A 19,738-nucleotide genomic window follows, 5' to 3' on the forward strand; every position below is an offset into this window, starting at 1 on the left:
TTTGCATCGCATGAACTGAGAAGTTAATGGCTAAAGAATGAATACACAACAACTGGCAAAACTGCGTTCCATCGTGCCCGAAATGCGTCGCGTTCGGCACATCCACTTTGTCGGCATCGGTGGTGCTGGTATGGGCGGTATTGCCGAAGTTTTGGCCAATGAAGGTTATCAGATCAGCGGTTCTGACTTAGCGCCGAATCCGGTTACGCAGCAACTGACGAATCTGGGTGCCACGATTTTTTTCAACCATCGCCCGGAAAACGTTCGTGATGCGAGCGTGGTGGTGGTATCCAGCGCTATTTCTGCGGATAACCCGGAAATTGTTGCGGCCCATGAAGCGCGTATCCCGGTGATCCGCCGTGCGGAGATGCTGGCAGAGTTGATGCGTTTTCGTCACGGCATCGCCATTGCCGGGACCCACGGTAAAACCACGACCACTGCGATGGTCTCCAGTATTTATGCAGAAGCGGGCCTCGATCCGACTTTTGTGAACGGCGGTCTGGTAAAGGCAGCAGGTGTGCATGCACGTCTGGGTCACAGCCGTTATTTGATTGCGGAAGCCGATGAGAGCGATGCGTCGTTCCTGCATTTGCAGCCGATGGTGGCGATTGTCACCAATATCGAAGCTGACCATATGGATACCTACCATGGCGACTTCGAAAATTTAAAGCAGACGTTTATTAATTTCCTGCACAACTTGCCGTTTTATGGGCGTGCGGTGATGTGTGTCGACGATCCGGTAATCCGCGAGTTGTTGCCGCGCGTCGGGCGTCAGACCACCACCTATGGTTTTAGCGATGATGCTGACGTTCGCGTAGAAGATTATCAACAGATTGGCCCACAAGGTCACTTCACGCTGCTGCGTCAGGGGATGGCCGATTTGCGTGTGACGTTGAACGCGCCTGGTCGTCACAATGCCTTGAACGCGGCGGCAGCCGTGGCAGTGGCAACGGAAGAGGGTATTGAAGACGACGCGATTCTGCGCGCGCTGGAAAGTTTCCAGGGTACCGGACGCCGCTTTGACTTCCTGGGTGAATTCCCGCTTGAGCCAGTAAACGGTAAAGCCGGAACGGCGATGCTGGTCGATGACTATGGACATCACCCAACGGAAGTCGATGCCACGATCAAAGCCGCACGCGCAGGTTGGCCGGACAAAAATTTGGTGATGTTGTTCCAGCCGCACCGCTTCACACGTACACGCGATTTGTACGACGACTTTGCCAACGTGCTGACACAGGTTGATGCGTTGCTGATGTTGGACGTGTATGCCGCAGGTGAAGCTGCAATTCCGGGGGCCGATAGCCGTTCGCTGTGCCGTACCATTCGCGGTCGCGGAAAGATCGATCCTATTCTGGTGTCCGATCCGGCCCAGGTAGCGGAAATGCTGGCACCGGTATTAACCGGTAATGATCTGATTTTGGTGCAGGGCGCTGGAAATATCGGCAAAATCGCGCGTTCCTTAGCTGAAATCAAACTGAAGCCGCAAAACCCGGAGGAAGAACAACATGGCTGATAAAATCGCGGTCCTGTTAGGGGGAACCTCCGCAGAGCGAGAAGTGTCGTTGAATTCTGGCGCAGCAGTGCTGGCGGGTTTGCGCGAAGGCGGTGTGGATGCACATCCGGTTGACCCAAAAGAGGTCGACGTTACGCTTCTGAAATCGATGGGTTTTCAGAAAGTGTTTATTGCACTGCACGGCCGAGGTGGTGAAGACGGAACGTTACAGGGCATGCTGGAGCAGATTGGTTTGCCTTATACCGGTAGCGGTGTCATGGCATCGGCTATCTCAATGGACAAACTACGCAGCAAACTGCTGTGGCAGGGGGCAGGATTGCCCGTTGCGCCATGGGTAGCATTGACCCGTGCTGAGTTTGAAAAAGGACTTAGCGATGAAGTGGTTACGAGAATTTCTGCGTTAGGCTTGCCGTTGATTGTGAAGCCAAGCCGTGAAGGTTCCAGCGTAGGGATGTCAAAAGTTGAAGAAGAAAATGCTTTGCAAGCTGCATTAGCATTGGCTTTTCAGCATGATGAAGAAGTACTGATTGAAAAATGGCTCAGTGGACCGGAATTCACAGTTGCGATACTTGGCGAAGAAATTTTACCGTCAATACGTATCCAACCCGCGGGAACCTTCTATGATTATGAGGCGAAGTATCTGTCTGATGAGACACAATATTTCTGTCCTGCAGGTCTGGAAGTTGACCAGGAGGCCGAATTACAGGCATTAGTCCTGAAAGCGTGGAACGCATTGGGCTGTAAAGGTTGGGGCCGTATTGACGTCATGCTGGACAGCGATGGCCAGTTTTATCTGCTGGAAGCGAATACCTCTCCGGGTATGACCAGCCACAGCCTGGTGCCGATGGCGGCGCGTCAGGCGGGGCTGAGCTTCTCGCAGTTGGTGGTACGAATTCTGGAGTTGGCGGACTGATATGTCGCAGGCTGCGCTGAACACGCGAAACGGTGATGAAGACGAGGTAGCCTCCTCACGCCGCAATAATGGAACGCGTCTTGCAGGAATTCTGTTTCTGCTGACAGTGCTGTGCACCGTGTTTGTGAGCGGCTGGGTCGTGTTGGGATGGATGGAAGATGCGCAACGTTTGCCATTGTCGAAGCTGGTATTGACCGGTGAGCGACACTACACGCGCAATGACGATATTCGGCAGTCCATCCTGGCGCTTGGCGCACCGGGAACCTTTATGACCCAGGATGTGAACATCATCCAAAGTCAGATTGAACGTCTCCCCTGGATTAAGCAGGCGAGTGTCAGAAAGCAGTGGCCTGATGAATTGAAGATTCATCTGGTTGAATATGTGCCGATAGCGCGTTGGAATGACCAACATATGGTGGATGCCGATGGAAATACGTTCAGCATACCAACCGGTCGGGCTAACAAGCAGGTATTACCTATGTTGTATGGCCCTGAAGGCAGCGCAAGTGAAGTGTTGCAAGGGTTCCGCGATATGGGGCAGGTGCTGGCTAAGGATAGATTCACCCTGAAGGAAGCGGCGATGACCGCTCGTCGTTCCTGGCAGTTAACGCTTAATAACGATATTAAGCTCAATCTGGGCAGGGGCGATACGATAAAACGTTTGGCTCGCTTTGTGGAACTCTACCCGGTTTTACAGCAGCAGGCGCAAACCGATGGCAAACGGATTAGCTACGTTGATTTGCGTTATGACTCAGGAGCAGCAGTAGGCTGGGTTCCCTTGCCTCCTGAGGAATCTAATCAGCAACAGAATCAGGCACAGGCAGAACAACAATGATCAAGGCGACGGACAGAAAACTGGTAGTTGGACTGGAGATTGGCACCGCGAAGGTAGCCGCTTTAGTAGGGGAAGTTCTGCCCGACGGTATGGTCAATATCATTGGCGTGGGCAGTTGCCCATCGCGAGGTATGGATAAAGGCGGGGTGAATGACCTTGAGTCAGTGGTGAAATGCGTACAGCGCGCCATTGACCAGGCTGAACTGATGGCAGATTGCCAGATTTCCTCGGTGTATCTGGCGCTTTCAGGTAAACATATTAGCTGTCAGAATGAAATTGGTATGGTGCCCATTTCCGAAGAGGAAGTGACCCAGGAAGATGTGGAAAATGTTGTGCATACGGCAAAATCCGTACGTGTGCGCGATGAGCATCGTGTACTGCATGTTATTCCACAGGAATACGCGATTGACTACCAGGAAGGTATTAAAAATCCGGTCGGTCTTTCCGGCGTGCGTATGCAGGCAAAAGTACATCTGATTACCTGCCACAACGACATGGCGAAGAATATCGTCAAAGCCGTTGAACGCTGTGGACTGAAAGTTGACCAACTGATATTTGCCGGGTTGGCAGCCAGTTATTCCGTGTTAACGGAAGACGAACGTGAGCTGGGTGTCTGCGTGGTCGATATTGGTGGTGGTACAATGGACATCGCCGTTTATACTGGCGGGGCGTTGCGCCATACCAAAGTAATCCCTTATGCAGGGAATGTGGTCACCAGCGACATTGCGTATGCCTTTGGTACGCCGCCGAGCGATGCTGAAGCCATTAAAGTTCGTCATGGTTGTGCGCTGGGTTCTATCGTTGGCAAAGATGAGAGCGTTGAAGTGCCAAGCGTCGGTGGTCGTCCGCCACGCAGTCTGCAACGTCAAACTCTGGCTGAGGTCATTGAGCCGCGTTATACCGAGCTGCTTAACCTGGTCAACGAAGAAATTTTGCAATTACAGGAACAACTTCGCCAGCAGGGTGTGAAACATCATCTGGCGGCGGGGATTGTGTTAACCGGTGGTGCTGCGCAAATTGAAGGTCTTGCGGCCTGCGCTCAGCGTGTGTTCCATACGCAGGTGCGTATTGGTGCGCCGCTCAATATTACCGGTCTGACAGATTATGCCCAGGAGCCGTATTATTCAACGGCAGTGGGGTTGCTTCATTACGGGAAAGAATCCCATTTAAGTGGTGAAGCTGAAGTTGAAAAACGTGTAACGGCATCAGTTGGCTCGTGGATTAAACGACTCAATAGCTGGCTGCGAAAAGAGTTTTAATTTTTTATGAGACCGGCATCGATTACGGTCTCAGGCGACAGGCACAACGGAGAGAGAAACTATGTTTGAACCTATGGAACTGACCAATGACGCGGTGATTAAAGTCATCGGCGTCGGCGGCGGCGGCGGTAATGCCGTTGAACACATGGTGCGTGAGCGCATCGAAGGTGTTGAATTCTTTGCGGTGAATACCGACGCTCAGGCGTTGCGTAAAACGGCGGTTGGACAGACCATTCAGATTGGTAGCGGCATCACCAAGGGTCTGGGCGCGGGTGCAAACCCGGAAGTCGGTCGCAATGCGGCAGACGAAGATCGTGAAGCTCTGCGTGCAGCGCTTGACGGCGCAGACATGGTGTTTATCGCAGCAGGCATGGGCGGCGGTACCGGGACCGGTGCAGCGCCAGTGGTTGCTGAAGTGGCAAAAGATTTAGGTATTCTGACCGTTGCTGTCGTGACTAAGCCTTTCAATTTTGAAGGCAAAAAGCGTATGGCATTTGCGGAGCAGGGTATCACCGAGCTGTCCAAACATGTGGACTCTCTGATCACTATCCCGAACGACAAACTGCTGAAAGTGCTGGGTCGCGGTATCTCCCTGCTGGATGCGTTTGGCGCAGCGAACGACGTGCTGAAAGGCGCAGTCCAGGGTATCGCTGAACTGATCACCCGTCCGGGCCTGATGAACGTCGACTTTGCAGACGTGCGCACCGTAATGTCCGAAATGGGCTATGCGATGATGGGTTCTGGCGTGGCAAGTGGTGAAGATCGCGCTGAAGAAGCGGCTGAAATGGCTATCTCTTCGCCTCTGCTGGAAGATATCGATCTGTCTGGTGCGCGTGGCGTGTTGGTAAACATTACTGCGGGCTTCGACCTGCGCCTGGATGAGTTCGAAACCGTAGGTAACACGATTCGTGCATTTGCATCGGATAACGCGACCGTGGTTATCGGTACTTCTCTGGACCCGGATATGAACGACGAACTGCGCGTTACTGTTGTTGCCACTGGAATTGGTATGGACAAGCGTCCTGAAATCACACTGGTGACCAACAAGCAGGTTCAGCAGCCGGTAATGGATCGTTACCAGCAGCACGGTATGGCGCCGTTGACGCAAGAGCAGAAGCCGGTAGCGAAGGTGGTTAACGACAATACGCCGCAGACCACTAAAGAACCGGATTATCTGGATATCCCTGCATTCCTGCGTAAGCAAGCTGATTAAGAATTAGCTGGAATTTGGGAATTGTGGCTCTTTGTGCTAAACTGGCCCACCGAATGTATAGTACACTTCGGTTGGATAGGTAATTTGGCGAGATTATACGATGATCAAACAAAGGACTCTTAAACGTATCGTTCAGGCGACTGGTGTCGGTTTACATACCGGCAAAAAAGTCACCCTGACATTACGCCCTGCGCCGGCCAACACCGGGGTCATCTATCGTCGCACCGACTTGAATCCTCCGGTAGATTTCCCGGCCGATGCCAAATCTGTGCGTGATACCATGCTCTGTACGTGTCTGGTCAACGAGCATGATGTGCGGATTTCAACCGTTGAGCACCTTAATGCTGCTCTGGCGGGCTTAGGTATCGATAACATCGTTATTGAGGTTAATGCCCCGGAAATCCCGATCATGGATGGTAGTGCTGCTCCGTTCGTCTACCTGCTGCTTGACGCAGGTATTGAAGAACTGAACAGTGCGAAGAAATTTGTCCGCATCAAAGAGACTGTTCGCGTCGAAGATGGCGACAAGTGGGCTGAGTTTAAGCCGTATAATGGTTTTACGTTGGATTTCACCATCGACTTTAACCACCCGGCGATCGACTCCAGCACGCAGCGCTATGCGATGAACTTCTCTGCTGATGCGTTCATGCGCCAGATCAGCCGTGCGCGTACTTTCGGCTTCATGCGTGATATCGAATATCTGCAGTCCCGCGGCCTGTGCCTGGGCGGCAGCTTCGATTGTGCCATCGTTGTTGACGATTATCGCGTACTGAACGAAGACGGCCTGCGTTTTGAAGATGAATTCGTTCGTCACAAAATGCTCGACGCGATCGGTGACTTGTTCATGTGTGGTCACAACATTATTGGTGCATTTACCGCGTATAAATCCGGTCATGCATTGAATAACAAACTGTTGCAGGCGGTCCTGGCAAAACAGGAAGCCTGGGAATATGTGACCTTCCAGGACGACGCAGAACTGCCGCTGGCGTTCAAAGCACCTTCGACCGTACTGGCATAATAACTATACACAAAATCATTCAAGTTGCATCAAGGCGGCAACTGAACGAATCCACAGGAGCGTACCCTAGTACGTGACTGGGGTGAGAGAAAGCAGCCAACAAAGAGGCAGCTTGAAAGATGAAGTGTATATCTGTCGCATAAATTCGACTGGTAAATCTGGCACTCTCTCCGGCCAGGTGAGCCAGTCGTTTTTTTTATCCTCCGATAGCTCACCGTCTTTTCCGATGCGACTTTTCCCCCGCTGTCAGATTAAAATACAGCGCGATCGATGCTTTCTTAAGCATATTTAACCGCGACTTGCTGTCATTACTGCTGTGGAGTGCACGCTTTAATGATAAGATTTGTGCGCAAAAATCGTTTTGAATTTAAAACCCCAAATGCAGGGTAGATTAGGTGGCACTAACGTGAGTGGAATACTGACGCGCTGGCGACAGTTAGGCAGACGGTACTTCTGGCCGCATCTCTTATTAGGGATGGTCGCGGCGAGTTTTGGCCTGCCCGCGATCGGTAATGCCGCTGAACCGAATACGCCCGCGAAAGCGACCGCCAGCAACCACGATCAATCCGCTAAGGTTAACTTTAGCCAGCTTGCTTTGCTGGAAGCCACTAACCGTCGCCCGAATTTTACTGTCGATTACTGGCACCAGCATGCCATTCGTACGGTTATACGTCATCTTTCCTTTGCAATGGCTCCTCAGGCACTGCCCGTTGCCGAAGAACCTTTGCCAATCCAGGCGCATCATCTTGCTTTACTGAATACGCTCAGCGCGCTGCTGACGCAGGAAGGCAGACCACCGGCGACTGTCAGTCGCGTGACATATGCCCATTTCACTTCTCAGGCCGCGTTTAGTGTTCCTGTCTGGATAAGCCAGCAGCAGGGGATCCGCGCTGGCCCTCAACGCCTCAGCTAAAAAAGAACCTTCCAACTTATAATTTTTGACTCCGCACCGCGGGGCGTTTGAGATTTTATTATGCTAATCAAATTATTAACGAAAGTATTCGGTAGCCGTAACGAGCGTACGCTGCGTCGTATGCGCAAAGTAGTCAACGTCATTAACGCGATGGAACCGGAGATGGAAAAACTCTCCGATGACGAGCTGAAAGCGAAGACTGCGGAATTCCGCGCGCGTCTGGAAAAAGGCGCCAGCGTTGAAAGCCTGATCCCGGAAGCATTCGCGGTCGTCCGTGAAGCCAGTAAGCGTGTGTTCGGTATGCGTCACTTTGACGTGCAGTTGCTGGGCGGTATGGTCCTCAACGATCGCTGTATCGCTGAAATGCGTACCGGTGAAGGTAAAACACTGACCGCAACGTTGCCGGCCTACCTGAACGCATTAAGCGGGAAAGGTGTACACGTGGTTACCGTGAACGACTATCTGGCTCAGCGTGACGCCGAAAATAACCGCCCACTGTTTGAGTTCCTCGGCATGACCGTAGGTATCAATATGTCAGGTCTGCCAGCACCGGCCAAGCGTGAAGCTTACAACGCTGACATCACTTACGGTACCAACAACGAATACGGCTTTGACTATCTACGCGACAACATGGCGTTTAGCCCGGAAGAGCGCGTTCAGCGTAAACTGCACTATGCGTTGGTGGATGAGGTCGACTCCATCCTGATTGATGAAGCGCGTACTCCACTGATCATTTCCGGCCCGGCTGAAGATAGCTCGGAAATGTACAAGAAAGTGAACAAAATCATTCCAAACCTGATCCGTCAGGAGAAGGAAGATTCTGACACGTTCCAGGGCGAAGGCCACTTCTCTGTCGATGAGAAGGCGCGCCAGGTTAACCTTACCGAACGTGGTCTGGTTCTGATTGAAGAACTGCTGGTGAAAGAAGGCATTATGGATGAAGGCGAGTCGTTGTACTCTCCGGGCAACATCATGCTGATGCATCACGTGACTGCCGCACTGCGCGCACATGTGCTGTTCACCCGTGATGTAGACTACATTGTGAAAGACGGCGAAGTTATCATCGTCGACGAACACACGGGTCGTACCATGCAGGGGCGTCGTTGGTCCGACGGTCTGCACCAGGCTGTTGAAGCCAAAGAAGGCGTAGAAATTCAGAACGAAAACCAGACGCTGGCTTCCATTACCTTCCAGAACTACTTCCGTTTGTACGAAAAACTGGCCGGTATGACTGGTACGGCAGATACTGAAGCGTTCGAATTCAGCTCTATCTACAAACTGGATACCGTAGTGGTGCCAACTAACCGTCCGATGATTCGTAAGGATTTACCGGATCTGGTGTACATGACCGAAGCGGAAAAAATTCAGGCCATTATCGAAGATATTAAAGAGCGTACCGCGAATGGTCAGCCGGTGCTGGTGGGTACGATCTCCATTGAAAAGTCTGAAGTGGTTTCCAACGAGCTGAACAAAGCGGGTATCAAGCACAACGTGCTGAACGCCAAGTTCCACGCTAACGAAGCGGCAATCGTCGCTCAGGCGGGTTACCCGTCAGCTGTCACTATTGCCACAAACATGGCCGGTCGTGGTACTGATATCGTGTTGGGTGGTAGCTGGCAGGCAGAAGTTGCCGAGCTGGAAGATCCGACGCCAGAGCAAATTGCACAGATCAAAGCCGAGTGGCAGGTTCGCCATGACGCGGTGCTGGCTGCCGGTGGTTTACATATCATCGGTACTGAGCGTCATGAATCTCGTCGTATCGATAACCAGTTACGCGGTCGTTCCGGCCGTCAGGGTGATGCGGGTTCCTCTCGTTTCTACCTGTCGATGGAAGATGCGCTGATGCGTATTTTTGCCTCCGACCGTGTCTCAGGCATGATGCGTAAACTGGGTATGAAGCCAGGCGAAGCGATCGAACACCCATGGGTAACGAAAGCTATTGCTAATGCCCAGCGTAAAGTAGAGAGCCGTAACTTCGATATTCGTAAGCAACTGCTGGAATACGATGACGTTGCGAATGACCAGCGCCGCGCTATCTATACCCAGCGTAACGAACTGCTGGACGTGACTGACGTTAGTGAAACCATCAACAGTATTCGCGAAGATGTCTTCAAAGCGACTATTGATGCGTACATTCCGCCTCAGTCTCTGGAAGAGATGTGGGATATTCCGGGTCTGCAGGAACGTTTGAAAAACGACTTCGATCTGGAAATGCCGATTTCAGAGTGGCTGGATAAAGAGCCTGAACTGCATGAAGAGACGCTGCGTGAACGTATTCTCGCCAACGCTGTAGAGGTCTATCATCGCAAGGAAGAAGTCGTAGGCGCAGAAATGATGCGTCACTTTGAAAAAGGTGTGATGCTGCAAACGCTCGATTCCCTGTGGAAAGAGCACCTTGCGGCGATGGATTACCTGCGCCAGGGGATCCACCTGCGTGGTTATGCGCAGAAAGATCCGAAGCAGGAATATAAACGCGAATCCTTCTCCATGTTTGCCTCTATGCTGGAGTCACTGAAATATGAAGTGATCAGCACCCTGAGCAAAGTGCAGGTGCGTATGCCTGAAGAAGTCGAAGCAATGGAGCAGCAGCGTCGCGAAGATGCTGAGCGTTTAGCGCAGATGCAGCAACTGAGCCACAAAGATGATGAGTCTGCTGTTGCAGAAGAGCTGGCTGCACAGACCGGCGATCGTAAAGTGGGACGTAACGATCCGTGCCCTTGCGGTTCCGGTAAAAAATACAAGCAGTGTCATGGCCGTCTGAGCTAAGAAAGTAACTTACTGAAAAGGCGCAGAATTCTGCGCCTTTTTTATGGGCGATAAATATGAAAGTACTGCAAATTGCTGTTGGAATTATTCGTAATAAGCACAACGAGATTTTTATCACTCAGCGTGCCGCCGATGCTCATATGGCAAACAAACTGGAATTTCCCGGCGGTAAAATTGAACCGGGTGAAACACCAGAGCAGGCGTTAAGTCGTGAGTTACAGGAGGAGGTGGGGATTACACCCGTTAATTGCTCACTGTTCGAAAAACTGGAGTACCAGTTCCCCGACAGACATATCACTTTATGGTTCTGGCTGGTTGAAAGCTGGGAAGGTGAACCGTGGGGGAAAGAGGGGCAACCCGCTCAGTGGATTGCGCAAGATGCGCTAAATACGGACGATTTCCCGCCTGCGAATGCACCGGTCATTGAAAAGTTGATTGCTGGCTAATGGTGTTCTTAATTTGTCGTTCGTAGGCAGGATGCGGCAACGCGGTATCCTGCAAATTATGGCGGGGGCGCTACGCTTGCCCGCCCTACGTTTTAGTTCGTAGGCCGGATAAGGCAACGCCGCATCCGGCAAATTATTAATGGGGTGCAATGCTTGTCTGGCCTACCGTATTAGCAGAATTACTTCTGCTCTTCACTCCAGTCGTCGCTTTCTGACAGATCGCCGGAGCTTGGGATTCGCTTCTCTTCCGCGGCCCATTCACCCAGGTCGATTAACTGACAACGTTTGCTGCAGAATGGACGAAACGGACTGACTTCTGCCCACACGACAGCTTTACCGCAGGTTGGGCAGTTTACGATAGTTTGTTCAGACATCTTAACTCCTTAACAGCACGCCAGATCGAAATCGAGGCGTTCAGGTACCTGACCGTTCTCGCTATCCAGCGGCATAAAGCGAATGGCAAAGCGGCTCTTATGACCTGATATTTGCGGATAAAGCTGCGAAGCGAGCGGCAATTGTAGACGCAATAGATCTGCATCATCGCCGTTGTCCTGGTAAAAACCATTCAGGCTGGTTTGCTTACGAAACGGTGCAGAGTTGCGGATCAAATCCAGCACCAGAGACAATGCCTGGTTGAGAGGATTCAGGCTGGCAAGCCAGGTCTCAACCTGCGCGTCACGCTGAGTCTGTGGTAGATGCAGCCAGATATGTAAAGTCGGCAAATCAAAACTGCAGCATCCGCCGGGAATACTTAAACGCTGACGAACAAGGCCAATCAGACGGTCTTCACGCAGGGTTTGTCCGATGCGCGGGGCTGAAATCAGAATGCTGCCCGCACTTTTTAACTGCTGACGTAAAGAGTCGATTCTGCTTTGATCGACGCCGGGAACTTCAACCCAGGCCTGAAGTTTTCGCTGCTGTCTTTCCAGCTCTTTGAGGAGTTCAGTACGGACTTCGCCACGTTCAAATACATCCAGTAAATCCCCCACATTGCGGAAAAAGTGCAGTGCACCTGCGTGATCCACAATGGGCAAATTAATGGAGAGTTGCTGGATCAGAAACTCAATGCGCAGCCATGTACGCATCTTCTCATTGAGAGGGTGTTCAAAAAGGACCTGGGTGTGCATTACGGTTTTTCCTGTGAGACAAACTGCGACGCGAATTGCAAATAGAGCGCGTGCAGGCGGGCGACATCCGAGACGATGGCATCCGGTGCGCCATTATTATCAATAACATCATCTGCCACGGCAAGGCGCGCTTCACGTGTTGCCTGGGCAGCCAAAATTTGTTCAACGTGCTCGCGCGTAACATCATCACGCTGCATGGTTCGCCTGAGTTGAGTCTCAGGGGTGACATCCACGACGAGTACGCGATCGGCTTTTTCATACAGCGCGTTTTCTACCAACAAGGGGACGACCCATAACAGATAAGGGGAGGTCGCTTGCTGAAACTGACGCTGTGTTTCCTGCTGAATAAGTGGGTGGAGTAAGGCATTTAGCCATTTTTTCTCATCAGGATCGGAAAAAATGCGTTCGCGTAAAATTCGCCGTTGTAACGAGCCATCCGCAGCAATAACGTCGGAGCCAAAATGTTCTGCAATTGCCTGTAGGGCAGGCATGCCACGTTCGACCACCTGGCGCGCAATGATATCCGCATCAATCACGTTTATTCCGAGGTCAGCGAATGCATTTGCAACGGTACTTTTACCACTGCCAATGCCGCCGGTTAAGGCTACCGTATACCTCATAGATCCAGATCCTGGAGTTTTGGTTTGATTATCAAACAGTTAAAAATTAAGCATGCAAAGGCGAAGCTGATGCAGGATTAACCTACTAATCGCCAGGTAAATTTATGGGATTGTAGCGTAAAAAAAGAGAATTTCGCAGTCTTGCGCGGCATTGATTAGTGCGTATGATAGCGTCACTGGAGTTGTGAGTTTCGATTTTTCGCCATTAACCCCAGGAATCCGCACATGCGTATCGAAGAAGATCTGAAGTTAGGTTTCAAAGACGTTCTTATCCGCCCTAAGCGTTCTACTCTCAAAAGTCGTTCCGATGTTGAACTGGAACGTCAATTCACCTTTAAACATTCAGGTCAGACCTGGTCCGGCGTGCCGATTATCGCCGCGAACATGGACACCGTCGGGACGTTTGCCATGGCAACGGCACTTGCCTCCTTCGACATCCTGACCGCTGTGCATAAACATTATTCCGTTGAAGACTGGGCCGCTTTCATTGCGGACTCCTCTGCCGATGTACTGAAACACGTGATGGTTTCAACCGGGACTTCGGACACTGATTTCGAAAAAACCAAACAGATACTGGCACTGAATCCAGCGCTGAACTTTATCTGCATTGATGTGGCAAATGGCTACTCAGAGCATTTTGTTCAGTTTGTGTCGAAAGCACGTGCGGCCTGGCCGACAAAAACGATTTGTGCTGGCAACGTGGTCACCGGCGAGATGTGTGAAGAGTTGGTACTTTCCGGTGCTGATATCGTCAAAGTGGGTATTGGCCCAGGTTCTGTATGTACCACCCGCGTAAAAACCGGCGTTGGCTATCCACAGCTTTCTGCCGTCATTGAATGTGCTGATGCAGCGCACGGCCTGGGCGGCATGATTGTCAGCGACGGTGGCTGCACAATGCCTGGTGATGTGGCAAAAGCGTTTGGCGGTGGTGCGGACTTCGTGATGCTCGGCGGCATGCTGGCCGGTCATGAAGAAAGCGGCGGTAAAATCGTTGAAGAGAACGGTGAGAAATTCATGCTGTTCTACGGTATGAGCTCTGAGTCTGCTATGACGCGCCATGTTGGTGGTGTTGCTCAATATCGTGCCGCTGAAGGTAAAACCGTTAAGCTGCCACTGCGTGGCCCAGTTGATAACACCGCTCGTGATATCCTTGGCGGCCTGCGTTCAGCCTGTACTTATGTCGGTGCATCCCGCCTGAAAGAGCTGACCAAACGGACAACCTTTATTCGCGTACAGGAACAAGAAAACCGCGTCTTCAATAGTCTGTAAGAGCTGGTCGTACTGTTAAATGCCTGATGACGCAAAGCTTATCAGGCCTACGCTCATGCTCTGTGTAGGTCTGATGAGGCATTTACGCCGCCATCCGGCATTTGAACTTATCCCACGTGACTCATTGCATCCCCCAGATGAAATATCGGTAAATACATTGCCACAACCAGCGTACCGATAATCAACCCCGTAATGACAAGCAAGGCCGGCTCAAGTAATGCCGCCAAATTTTCGGCCTGGGACAGCGTGTACTCGCTGTGATGTCGGGCGAGATTTTGCAACATTGCATCCAGCGAACCGGAAGCTTCACCTGTTCTCACCAGTTGTAAGCACAGTGGACTAAATTCACCGCTATTTTTAAGTGCCAGCCAGACTGGCTCCCCGGCGCTGATATCGTGATGCACCTGTGCCAAACGTTGGGCCCAGTAAGGGCAGTTAAGGGTTTCAGTGACACTTTCCAGGCCTTGCAGAAAGGGAATGCCCGCGTTTTGTGTTAATGCCAGTACGGTGAAGATCTGTGTGAGTTTTTGCCCCCTGACCATCGGCCCGATGATGGGAAAGTGCAGCAGTATTTTCTGGCGCAGAATAAGCCAGTAGGGTTTCTGCTTTACCAACCCGTATGTTGTTACCAGCACCAGGCAGAGCAACCCTGCCAGCCATCCCCATCGACTGCTGTAGTGTGCCGCGGCCATAATCCACTGAGTGAGCGACGGTAGCGGGGTGTTGAACGTGCGATAGATGGCGGCAAATTCAGGTAACACAAAATGCAGCATCGCCAGCACGACCATTATCGCCATGGCAAGAATGATAATGGGATACCGTAGTGCTTTTTTAACTTTATCCGCCAGTTGCTGCTGGTTTTTTTGCTGACGGGCAAGTTCAAAGCAGCAGTCGTCCAGTTTTCCCGTTAGCTCTCCGGTGCGGATCATTGCCTGGTACAGCGGGGGAAATACGTGTTGCCACCGTGAAAGCGAGGCTGACAGCGCAATGCCTTGTTCCATATCGTAAGCCAGTGTGCGCAGTAATGCCTGCCATTGGTTGCTGGGATGCTGTTCAGCAAGCAGAGTTAACCCAGCGGAAAGCGTCAATCCCGCTTTAAGCAATGTTGCCAACTGGCGTATGGCTTCGGCACTGTTTGTTCTGCTCCAGTGCGAGGTTTTAACGCGCATCCGGTTAATGCGAATCGGTATAATCTGCTGTTGTTCGAGCACAAACAGGAGCGATGGTCGGGTATCAGCCCATAGCATCCCTGCTACAGGCTGGCCTTCGCGCGTTATTCCTTGCCAGCGCCATAGCTGTTTAGCTGACATGGGGCATGCCCAGTACGCGGATCAGTTCTTCAAATGTCGTTAACCCTTGTTCCACAGCCTGACAGCCATCTTCGAAAAGAGTACTCATACCCGCTTGCTGAGCATCTGATTCCACAACGTCTGCGGAGGAGCCATCGGCAATACGTTGTCGTAATGCTGGCGTAATGGGCAGTACTTCAAACAGAGCGGCTCGCCCATAGAATCCGTGATAGCAGTGTTGGCAACCGGGTGCCTGCCAACGCGGTAGTGGCGTGGGCCAAAGTGTTGCCGGGAGTGTTATGGGAGTATCAAGTCGTCGCCGACAATGTGGGCATAATTTTCTGACTAATCGCTGTGCAACAATTAACGTCAGCGCGGAGGCAATCATCCAGCGAGCCACCCCCATTTGCTGCAGCCGTATCAGTGTTTCACTGGTGGAATTGGTATGCAGTGTCGAAAGAACCAGATGACCGGTTTGTGCGGCTTTTAGGGCAATCTCAGCTGTTTCGCCGTCGCGGATTTCGCCCACCATAATAATATCGGGATCCTGGCGTAGCAGTGCACGTAATACACCCTGAAAATTAAGCCCGGCGCGAGGATGGATTTGTGTCTGATTGAGCCCATCAATGGGGATCTCGACCGGGTCTTCTACGCTACAGAGATTCACGTCGGGGGTGTTTCGGGTTTGTAGCGCACTGTACAGGGTAACCGTTTTGCCGCTCCCGGTCGGCCCGGTGACCAGAATCAATCCCTGTGGTTGCTGTAATGCTTGTGAAAACGTAGCCAACTGTGCCTCAGACATGCCCAGTGCGTTGATCTCCAGCGTTTGATTAACCTGGTGAAGCAGGCGTAGCACTACTTTTTCACCCCATCGGCAAGGCAGCGTGGCGATGCGAAACGAAATGGGTTCACCTGAAATCTCCACGGTAAATTGCCCATCTTGCGGGAGTCGGTGCTCGGCAATATCCAGACTGCCTAATACCTTTAATCTTGCGGTGAGAGCTATGCCCATCTCTGTGGTGACGTCCGGCAATGTGTGTAGTACGCCATCCACACGCATCCTGATCCGGTAGTGATTCTCCGCAGGTTCAATATGAATATCAGAAGCCCGTTGTGCCAACGCGGATTGAAAAGCATGGTTCAGCAACCCCGCGGCAGTTGCGCTGCTTTCTGTGATGATGGCCGGGAGCATTTTATGTGGCGTGTGTGTGTGACCCTCCATTTGCTGACGTGTCCAGCACACAATATCGATACGTCTGGTCGTTGCAAAATGCAGTGCATCCAGCAGTTCGTGGGAAGGGGCATCCACAACGGCGATATGCACCACGTCATTGTCTGCATCCAACAATATTCCCTGATAACGTTGGCAAAGTGCCGTCAGTTGTGTGGTATTCATCTCTTTTCCTTAGTTGGCATCAAAGCGAAAAACGTCTTCACAAGCCTGTTGCAGCGCGCTGTCATTCTGGATAGCGCAGTTGCGATTCCAGCCCGTTATGCCGTTGGCGTTGTCCCAACCGGGCGTCATGGTGATGCTTAGCCCATTCAGACTTTCCTGCCCAGTGAGGCTGACGATACCTTTTTCAACGCTCATACCTGAGACATAGCGGGTGGTGGTCGCAGAGGGGATCCCATTTGTCCCAGCATCACAGGTTTCTGTTCCGCCGTGCTCCAGCGCGCAGAGTTCGACGGCAGTACGGTAGGGGACAAAGGTTTGCAGCATGTCCGTCAGCGCGGCTTTGCGCAGATAGTTTTGGTAAGCCGGGATACCGATAGCGCTGAGGATGGCAATGATGCCAATGACCACCATCAGTTCGATTAGCGTGAAACCTCGTTGTTTGTCCATTGTTGATTTGCTCCTTGAGTTAGCTGGCGCTACTTTGGCAAATCGAAGGGATTTTAGGCGAGGGGCAAAAAATAGAACGAGAAAGCCGGTTCAGAGGAATTTTACGAAATTACAGAATCAGACAACGTATTTGCGAAGGCGCTCGAATAAATAGCCAGACCGCGGCGTATAAGGTCTATCTGGCTGGGGGCTGTAGGCCCGATACGCGAAGCGCCATCGGGCAGAATAGTTAGCGATTAGCGAAAACGCATCGAGAGGTCGAGTGCGCGGACATGTTTGGTCAGTGCGCCCACAGAGATGAAATCCACGCCGGTTTCTGCGAATTCGCGTAGCGTTTCATAGGTAACGTTACCCGATACTTCCAGACGCGCCTGGCCGTTGGTACGTTTGACCGCTTCGCGCATTTGGTCGGTTTCGAAGTTGTCCAGCATGATGATGTCCGCTCCGGCTTTCAACGCATCATCCAGTTCATCCAGGCTTTCCACTTCCACTTCAACCGGAACATCCGGGTGTAGCCAGAAGGCTTTCTCCACGGCCTGACGTACCGAACCAGAAGCAATAATATGGTTCTCTTTAATCAGGAAGGCATCAGAAAGCCCCAGGCGATGATTCGCGCCGCCGCCACAGAGCACCGCGTATTTCAGCGCCGTACGCAGCCCTGGCAGCGTTTTACGCGTATCCAGCAGTTGGGTTTTTGTCCCCGCCAGCAGATCGACGTATTTACGCACCTCGCTCGCTACGCCCGAAAGCGTCTGCACAAAGTTGAGTGCGGTACGTTCGCCGGTTAGCAACACGCGGGAAGGGCCGTCCAGCTCAAACAGCGGTTGATTAGCCTTAATGCTGTCGCCATCTTCGACATGCCAGGTGATGTTGACATCATCGCCAGCCAGTTGAATAAAGACCTCTTCCACCCAGCGTTTCCCACAAAAAACACCCTCTTCGCGTGTAATGACAGTGGCATGAGAACGCATATCCTCAGGTAAAAGCTGTGCGGTGATATCGTTATTGGCATCAACTTCTCCGCCTAAATCTTCGCGCAGCGCCTGGGCAACCGCGGCAGGGATATCGAGATTTATGCGTTCCAACAGCGCGTCACGTCGGTAGTCAGGGTTATAGCGGCGAGGCGGCATGATAAAACTCCAAATTGCTAACGAATCATAAGGTAGAAACATGCTACCCTGAACCTGATATGAGCACCACCAATAAGGAGATTCTGCATGTTGTTAGACGAGGGCTGGCTGGCAGAGGCGCGACGCGTTCCCTCTCCTCATTACGATTGCCGCCCGGATGACGAAAGCCCTTCTTTGCTGGTGGTGCATAATATCAGCCTGCCACCCGGTGAATTTGGCGGCCCATGGATAGACGCGTTATTTACTGGAACAATTGATCCCAACGCCCATCCCTTTTTTGCACAAATTGCCCATTTGCGCGTTTCTGCCCATTGTCTGATCCGCCGTGACGGCGAGGTTGTGCAATATGTTCCCTTTGGCAAACGTGCCTGGCATGCAGGCGTCTCCTGCTATCAGGGGCGTGAACGCTGTAATGATTTTTCAATTGGTATTGAGCTTGAAGGTACGGATACGCTGGCTTATACCGATGTTCAGTACCAGCAACTGGCTGCCGTGACGCAGACGCTGATTCAGCGTTATCCGGCGATTGCCAGCAACATGACTGGGCATTGCAATATTGCGCCCGAACGGAAGACCGATCCTGGGCCATCTTTTGACTGGGCAAGGTTTCGCGCCCTGGTCACCCCCTCGTCACACAAGGAGATGACATGACGCTGTTTACAACATTACTGGTGCTGATTGTTGAGCGCTTGTTTAAGCTGGGTGAGCACTGGCAGCTTGATCACCGGATTGAGGCTTTTTTCCGGCGGGTTAAGCATTTCTCTATGGCGCGAACGTTAGGAATGACCATTATTGCGATGGTAGTGACATTCCTGTTACTGCGCGCGCTGCATGGGTTGTTGTTTAATGTTCCGCTGTTGGTGGTGTGGATCTTAATTGGTTTGCTGTGCATCGGTGCTGGCAAGGTGCGCCTTCATTATCATGCCTACCTGAATGCGGCTTCACGTAATGATGCGCACGCCCGTGAGGCGATGGCCAGTGAGCTGACGCTGATTCATGGCGTGCCGCCGGATTGTGATGAACGAGAGTTTCTGCGTGAGCTACAAAATGCGCTGTTATGGAACAACTTCCGCTTTTATCTGGCGCCGCTATTCTGGTTGATCGTCGGTGGTCCGTGGGGACCGGTGACGCTAGTCGGCTATGCTTTTTTACGTGCGTGGCAATCCTGGCTGGCGCGCTACCAGACACCGCATCAGCGTCTGCAGTCAGGCATTGACGCGATCCTGCATGTCCTGGACTGGGTTCCGGTACGTCTGGCGGGTGTGGTCTATGCGCTGTTAGGACACGGTGAGAAGGCGTTGCCCGCCTGGTTTGCATCGCTGGCGGATCTGCATACTTCGCAGTATCAGGTGTTGACCCGTCTGGCGCAGTTCTCGCTGGCGCGTGAGCCGCATACTGATAAGGTCGAAACGCCGAAAGCAGCCGTTGCAATGGCGAAGAAAACGTCGTTTGTCGTGGTTGTGGTGATTGCGCTGCTCACCATTTATGGGGCATTAGTGTAGCGTTGTGCCGGATGGCGCTAACGCTTATCCGGCCTACACCATATGTAAGTGCCGTAGGCCCGGTAAGCGCAGCGCCACCGGG

19 protein-coding genes are annotated in these 19,738 nt (G+C 52.1%); 12 read left to right on the plus strand and 7 right to left on the minus strand.

Going from position 1 to position 19,738, the window contains the following annotated elements; translation table 11 throughout:
• Positions 1-37: 37 nt before the first annotated feature.
• From murC to mutT, 9 genes are all read left to right on the plus strand, one after another.
• Positions 38-1,513, plus strand: coding sequence for a UDP-N-acetylmuramate--L-alanine ligase (murC, locus tag NNN64_RS03510; RefSeq protein ID WP_003837436.1), 1,476 nt, complete (start codon positions 38-40; stop codon positions 1,511-1,513).
• Positions 1,506-2,426, plus strand: a complete 921-nt coding sequence (locus NNN64_RS03515) for a D-alanine--D-alanine ligase (protein ID WP_271440501.1) — start codon at positions 1,506-1,508, stop codon at positions 2,424-2,426. Before murC ends, NNN64_RS03515 begins: the two co-directional genes overlap by 8 nt.
• Position 2,427: 1 nt before the next feature.
• Positions 2,428-3,261 (plus strand): cell division protein FtsQ, encoded by an 834-nt coding sequence (ftsQ, locus tag NNN64_RS03520; protein ID WP_271440502.1) that lies wholly within the window; start codon positions 2,428-2,430, stop codon positions 3,259-3,261.
• Positions 3,258-4,520 carry a cell division protein FtsA gene (gene ftsA / locus NNN64_RS03525; protein ID WP_003018755.1) on the plus strand — a complete coding sequence of 421 codons (1,263 nt, stop codon included), beginning with the start codon at positions 3,258-3,260 and terminating at the stop codon, positions 4,518-4,520. The genes ftsQ and ftsA overlap by 4 nt, the downstream gene beginning before the upstream one ends.
• Positions 4,521-4,581: 61 nt before the next feature.
• Positions 4,582-5,733, plus strand: a complete 1,152-nt coding sequence (gene ftsZ / locus NNN64_RS03530; RefSeq protein ID WP_003018753.1) for a cell division protein FtsZ — start codon at positions 4,582-4,584, stop codon at positions 5,731-5,733.
• 100 nt (positions 5,734-5,833) lie between these two features.
• Positions 5,834-6,751 (plus strand): UDP-3-O-acyl-N-acetylglucosamine deacetylase, encoded by a 918-nt coding sequence (gene lpxC / locus NNN64_RS03535; protein ID WP_048212691.1) that lies wholly within the window; start codon positions 5,834-5,836, stop codon positions 6,749-6,751.
• Between the two features lie 406 nt (positions 6,752-7,157).
• The gene (gene secM / locus NNN64_RS03540) at positions 7,158-7,664 is read left to right on the plus strand and encodes a secA translation cis-regulator SecM (protein WP_271440503.1); all 507 of its coding nucleotides are present in this window, start codon (positions 7,158-7,160) and stop codon (positions 7,662-7,664) included.
• Between the two features lie 60 nt (positions 7,665-7,724).
• On the plus strand, positions 7,725-10,430 hold the full coding sequence (gene secA / locus NNN64_RS03545; protein WP_271440504.1) for a preprotein translocase subunit SecA: 2,706 nt from the start codon (positions 7,725-7,727) through the stop codon (positions 10,428-10,430).
• Between the two features lie 56 nt (positions 10,431-10,486).
• Complete coding sequence (gene mutT / locus NNN64_RS03550; RefSeq protein ID WP_271440505.1) at positions 10,487-10,876, plus strand: 8-oxo-dGTP diphosphatase MutT; 390 nt, start codon at positions 10,487-10,489, stop codon at positions 10,874-10,876.
• Between the two features lie 179 nt (positions 10,877-11,055).
• Here the strand turns inward: mutT and yacG are convergent, their stop codons facing one another.
• From yacG to coaE, 3 genes are read right to left on the minus strand one after another with little or no spacing between them, the layout of a single operon-like run.
• On the minus strand, positions 11,056-11,250 hold the full coding sequence (yacG, locus tag NNN64_RS03555) for a DNA gyrase inhibitor YacG (RefSeq protein ID WP_005124648.1): 195 nt from the start codon (positions 11,248-11,250) through the stop codon (positions 11,056-11,058).
• Positions 11,251-11,259: 9 nt separating this feature from the next.
• Complete coding sequence (zapD, locus tag NNN64_RS03560; RefSeq protein WP_271440506.1) at positions 11,260-12,003, minus strand: cell division protein ZapD; 744 nt, start codon at positions 12,001-12,003, stop codon at positions 11,260-11,262.
• Complete coding sequence (gene coaE, locus NNN64_RS03565; RefSeq protein WP_271440507.1) at positions 12,003-12,623, minus strand: dephospho-CoA kinase; 621 nt, start codon at positions 12,621-12,623, stop codon at positions 12,003-12,005. Before coaE ends, zapD begins: the two co-directional genes overlap by 1 nt.
• Before the next feature lie 225 nt (positions 12,624-12,848).
• Between coaE and NNN64_RS03570 the strand changes: the two genes are divergently transcribed.
• Positions 12,849-13,892 (plus strand): GMP reductase, encoded by a 1,044-nt coding sequence (locus NNN64_RS03570; RefSeq protein ID WP_040229985.1) that lies wholly within the window; start codon positions 12,849-12,851, stop codon positions 13,890-13,892.
• A 107-nt stretch (positions 13,893-13,999) separates the two neighbouring features.
• Here NNN64_RS03570 and hofC read toward each other — a convergent pair whose 3' ends face one another.
• The 4 genes from hofC to nadC form a co-directional block, all read right to left on the minus strand.
• The gene (gene hofC, locus NNN64_RS03575; RefSeq protein WP_271440508.1) at positions 14,000-15,202 is read right to left on the minus strand and encodes a protein transport protein HofC; all 1,203 of its coding nucleotides are present in this window, start codon (positions 15,200-15,202) and stop codon (positions 14,000-14,002) included.
• Positions 15,192-16,577 carry a type II secretion system protein GspE gene (gene gspE, locus NNN64_RS03580; RefSeq protein ID WP_271440509.1) on the minus strand — a complete coding sequence of 462 codons (1,386 nt, stop codon included), beginning with the start codon at positions 16,575-16,577 and terminating at the stop codon, positions 15,192-15,194. The genes hofC and gspE overlap by 11 nt, the downstream gene beginning before the upstream one ends.
• A gap of 9 nt (positions 16,578-16,586) precedes the next feature.
• Positions 16,587-17,024 (minus strand): prepilin peptidase-dependent pilin, encoded by a 438-nt coding sequence (gene ppdD / locus NNN64_RS03585; protein ID WP_202039489.1) that lies wholly within the window; start codon positions 17,022-17,024, stop codon positions 16,587-16,589.
• A gap of 236 nt (positions 17,025-17,260) precedes the next feature.
• Positions 17,261-18,154, minus strand: a complete 894-nt coding sequence (gene nadC, locus NNN64_RS03590) for a carboxylating nicotinate-nucleotide diphosphorylase (protein ID WP_271440510.1) — start codon at positions 18,152-18,154, stop codon at positions 17,261-17,263.
• 87 nt (positions 18,155-18,241) lie between these two features.
• Here nadC and ampD point away from each other — a divergent pair, with 87 nt between their 5' ends.
• Positions 18,242-18,805 carry a 1,6-anhydro-N-acetylmuramyl-L-alanine amidase AmpD gene (gene ampD, locus NNN64_RS03595; RefSeq protein ID WP_271440511.1) on the plus strand — a complete coding sequence of 188 codons (564 nt, stop codon included), beginning with the start codon at positions 18,242-18,244 and terminating at the stop codon, positions 18,803-18,805.
• Positions 18,802-19,656, plus strand: coding sequence for a beta-lactamase regulator AmpE (gene ampE, locus NNN64_RS03600; RefSeq protein WP_271440512.1), 855 nt, complete (start codon positions 18,802-18,804; stop codon positions 19,654-19,656). The genes ampD and ampE overlap by 4 nt, the downstream gene beginning before the upstream one ends.
• Positions 19,657-19,738: the final 82 nt, after the last annotated feature.

It is taken from the genome of Citrobacter sp. Igbk 14, from assembly GCF_028069825.1.
In the GTDB taxonomy this organism is placed as follows: Bacteria; Pseudomonadota; Gammaproteobacteria; order Enterobacterales; family Enterobacteriaceae; genus Citrobacter.

Excerpts from the sequence above, each read along its gene's own strand:
- murC (WP_003837436.1), top strand. The coding sequence starts at position 38 with ATGAATACACAACAACTGGCAAAACTGCGTTCCATCGTGCCCGAAATG.
- NNN64_RS03515 (WP_271440501.1), top strand. The coding sequence starts at position 1,506 with ATGGCTGATAAAATCGCGGTCCTGTTAGGGGGAACCTCCGCAGAGCGA.
- ftsQ (WP_271440502.1), top strand. The coding sequence starts at position 2,428 with ATGTCGCAGGCTGCGCTGAACACGCGAAACGGTGATGAAGACGAGGTA.
- ftsA (WP_003018755.1), top strand. The coding sequence starts at position 3,258 with ATGATCAAGGCGACGGACAGAAAACTGGTAGTTGGACTGGAGATTGGC.
- ftsZ (WP_003018753.1), top strand. The coding sequence starts at position 4,582 with ATGTTTGAACCTATGGAACTGACCAATGACGCGGTGATTAAAGTCATC.
- lpxC (WP_048212691.1), top strand. The coding sequence starts at position 5,834 with ATGATCAAACAAAGGACTCTTAAACGTATCGTTCAGGCGACTGGTGTC.
- secA (WP_271440504.1), top strand. The coding sequence starts at position 7,725 with ATGCTAATCAAATTATTAACGAAAGTATTCGGTAGCCGTAACGAGCGT.
- mutT (WP_271440505.1), top strand. The coding sequence starts at position 10,487 with ATGAAAGTACTGCAAATTGCTGTTGGAATTATTCGTAATAAGCACAAC.
- yacG (WP_005124648.1), bottom strand. The coding sequence starts at position 11,250 with ATGTCTGAACAAACTATCGTAAACTGCCCAACCTGCGGTAAAGCTGTC.
- zapD (WP_271440506.1), bottom strand. The coding sequence starts at position 12,003 with ATGCACACCCAGGTCCTTTTTGAACACCCTCTCAATGAGAAGATGCGT.
- coaE (WP_271440507.1), bottom strand. The coding sequence starts at position 12,623 with ATGAGGTATACGGTAGCCTTAACCGGCGGCATTGGCAGTGGTAAAAGT.
- NNN64_RS03570 (WP_040229985.1), top strand. The coding sequence starts at position 12,849 with ATGCGTATCGAAGAAGATCTGAAGTTAGGTTTCAAAGACGTTCTTATC.
- hofC (WP_271440508.1), bottom strand. The coding sequence starts at position 15,202 with ATGTCAGCTAAACAGCTATGGCGCTGGCAAGGAATAACGCGCGAAGGC.
- gspE (WP_271440509.1), bottom strand. The coding sequence starts at position 16,577 with ATGAATACCACACAACTGACGGCACTTTGCCAACGTTATCAGGGAATA.
- ppdD (WP_202039489.1), bottom strand. The coding sequence starts at position 17,024 with ATGGACAAACAACGAGGTTTCACGCTAATCGAACTGATGGTGGTCATT.
- nadC (WP_271440510.1), bottom strand. The coding sequence starts at position 18,154 with ATGCCGCCTCGCCGCTATAACCCTGACTACCGACGTGACGCGCTGTTG.
- ampD (WP_271440511.1), top strand. The coding sequence starts at position 18,242 with ATGTTGTTAGACGAGGGCTGGCTGGCAGAGGCGCGACGCGTTCCCTCT.
- ampE (WP_271440512.1), top strand. The coding sequence starts at position 18,802 with ATGACGCTGTTTACAACATTACTGGTGCTGATTGTTGAGCGCTTGTTT.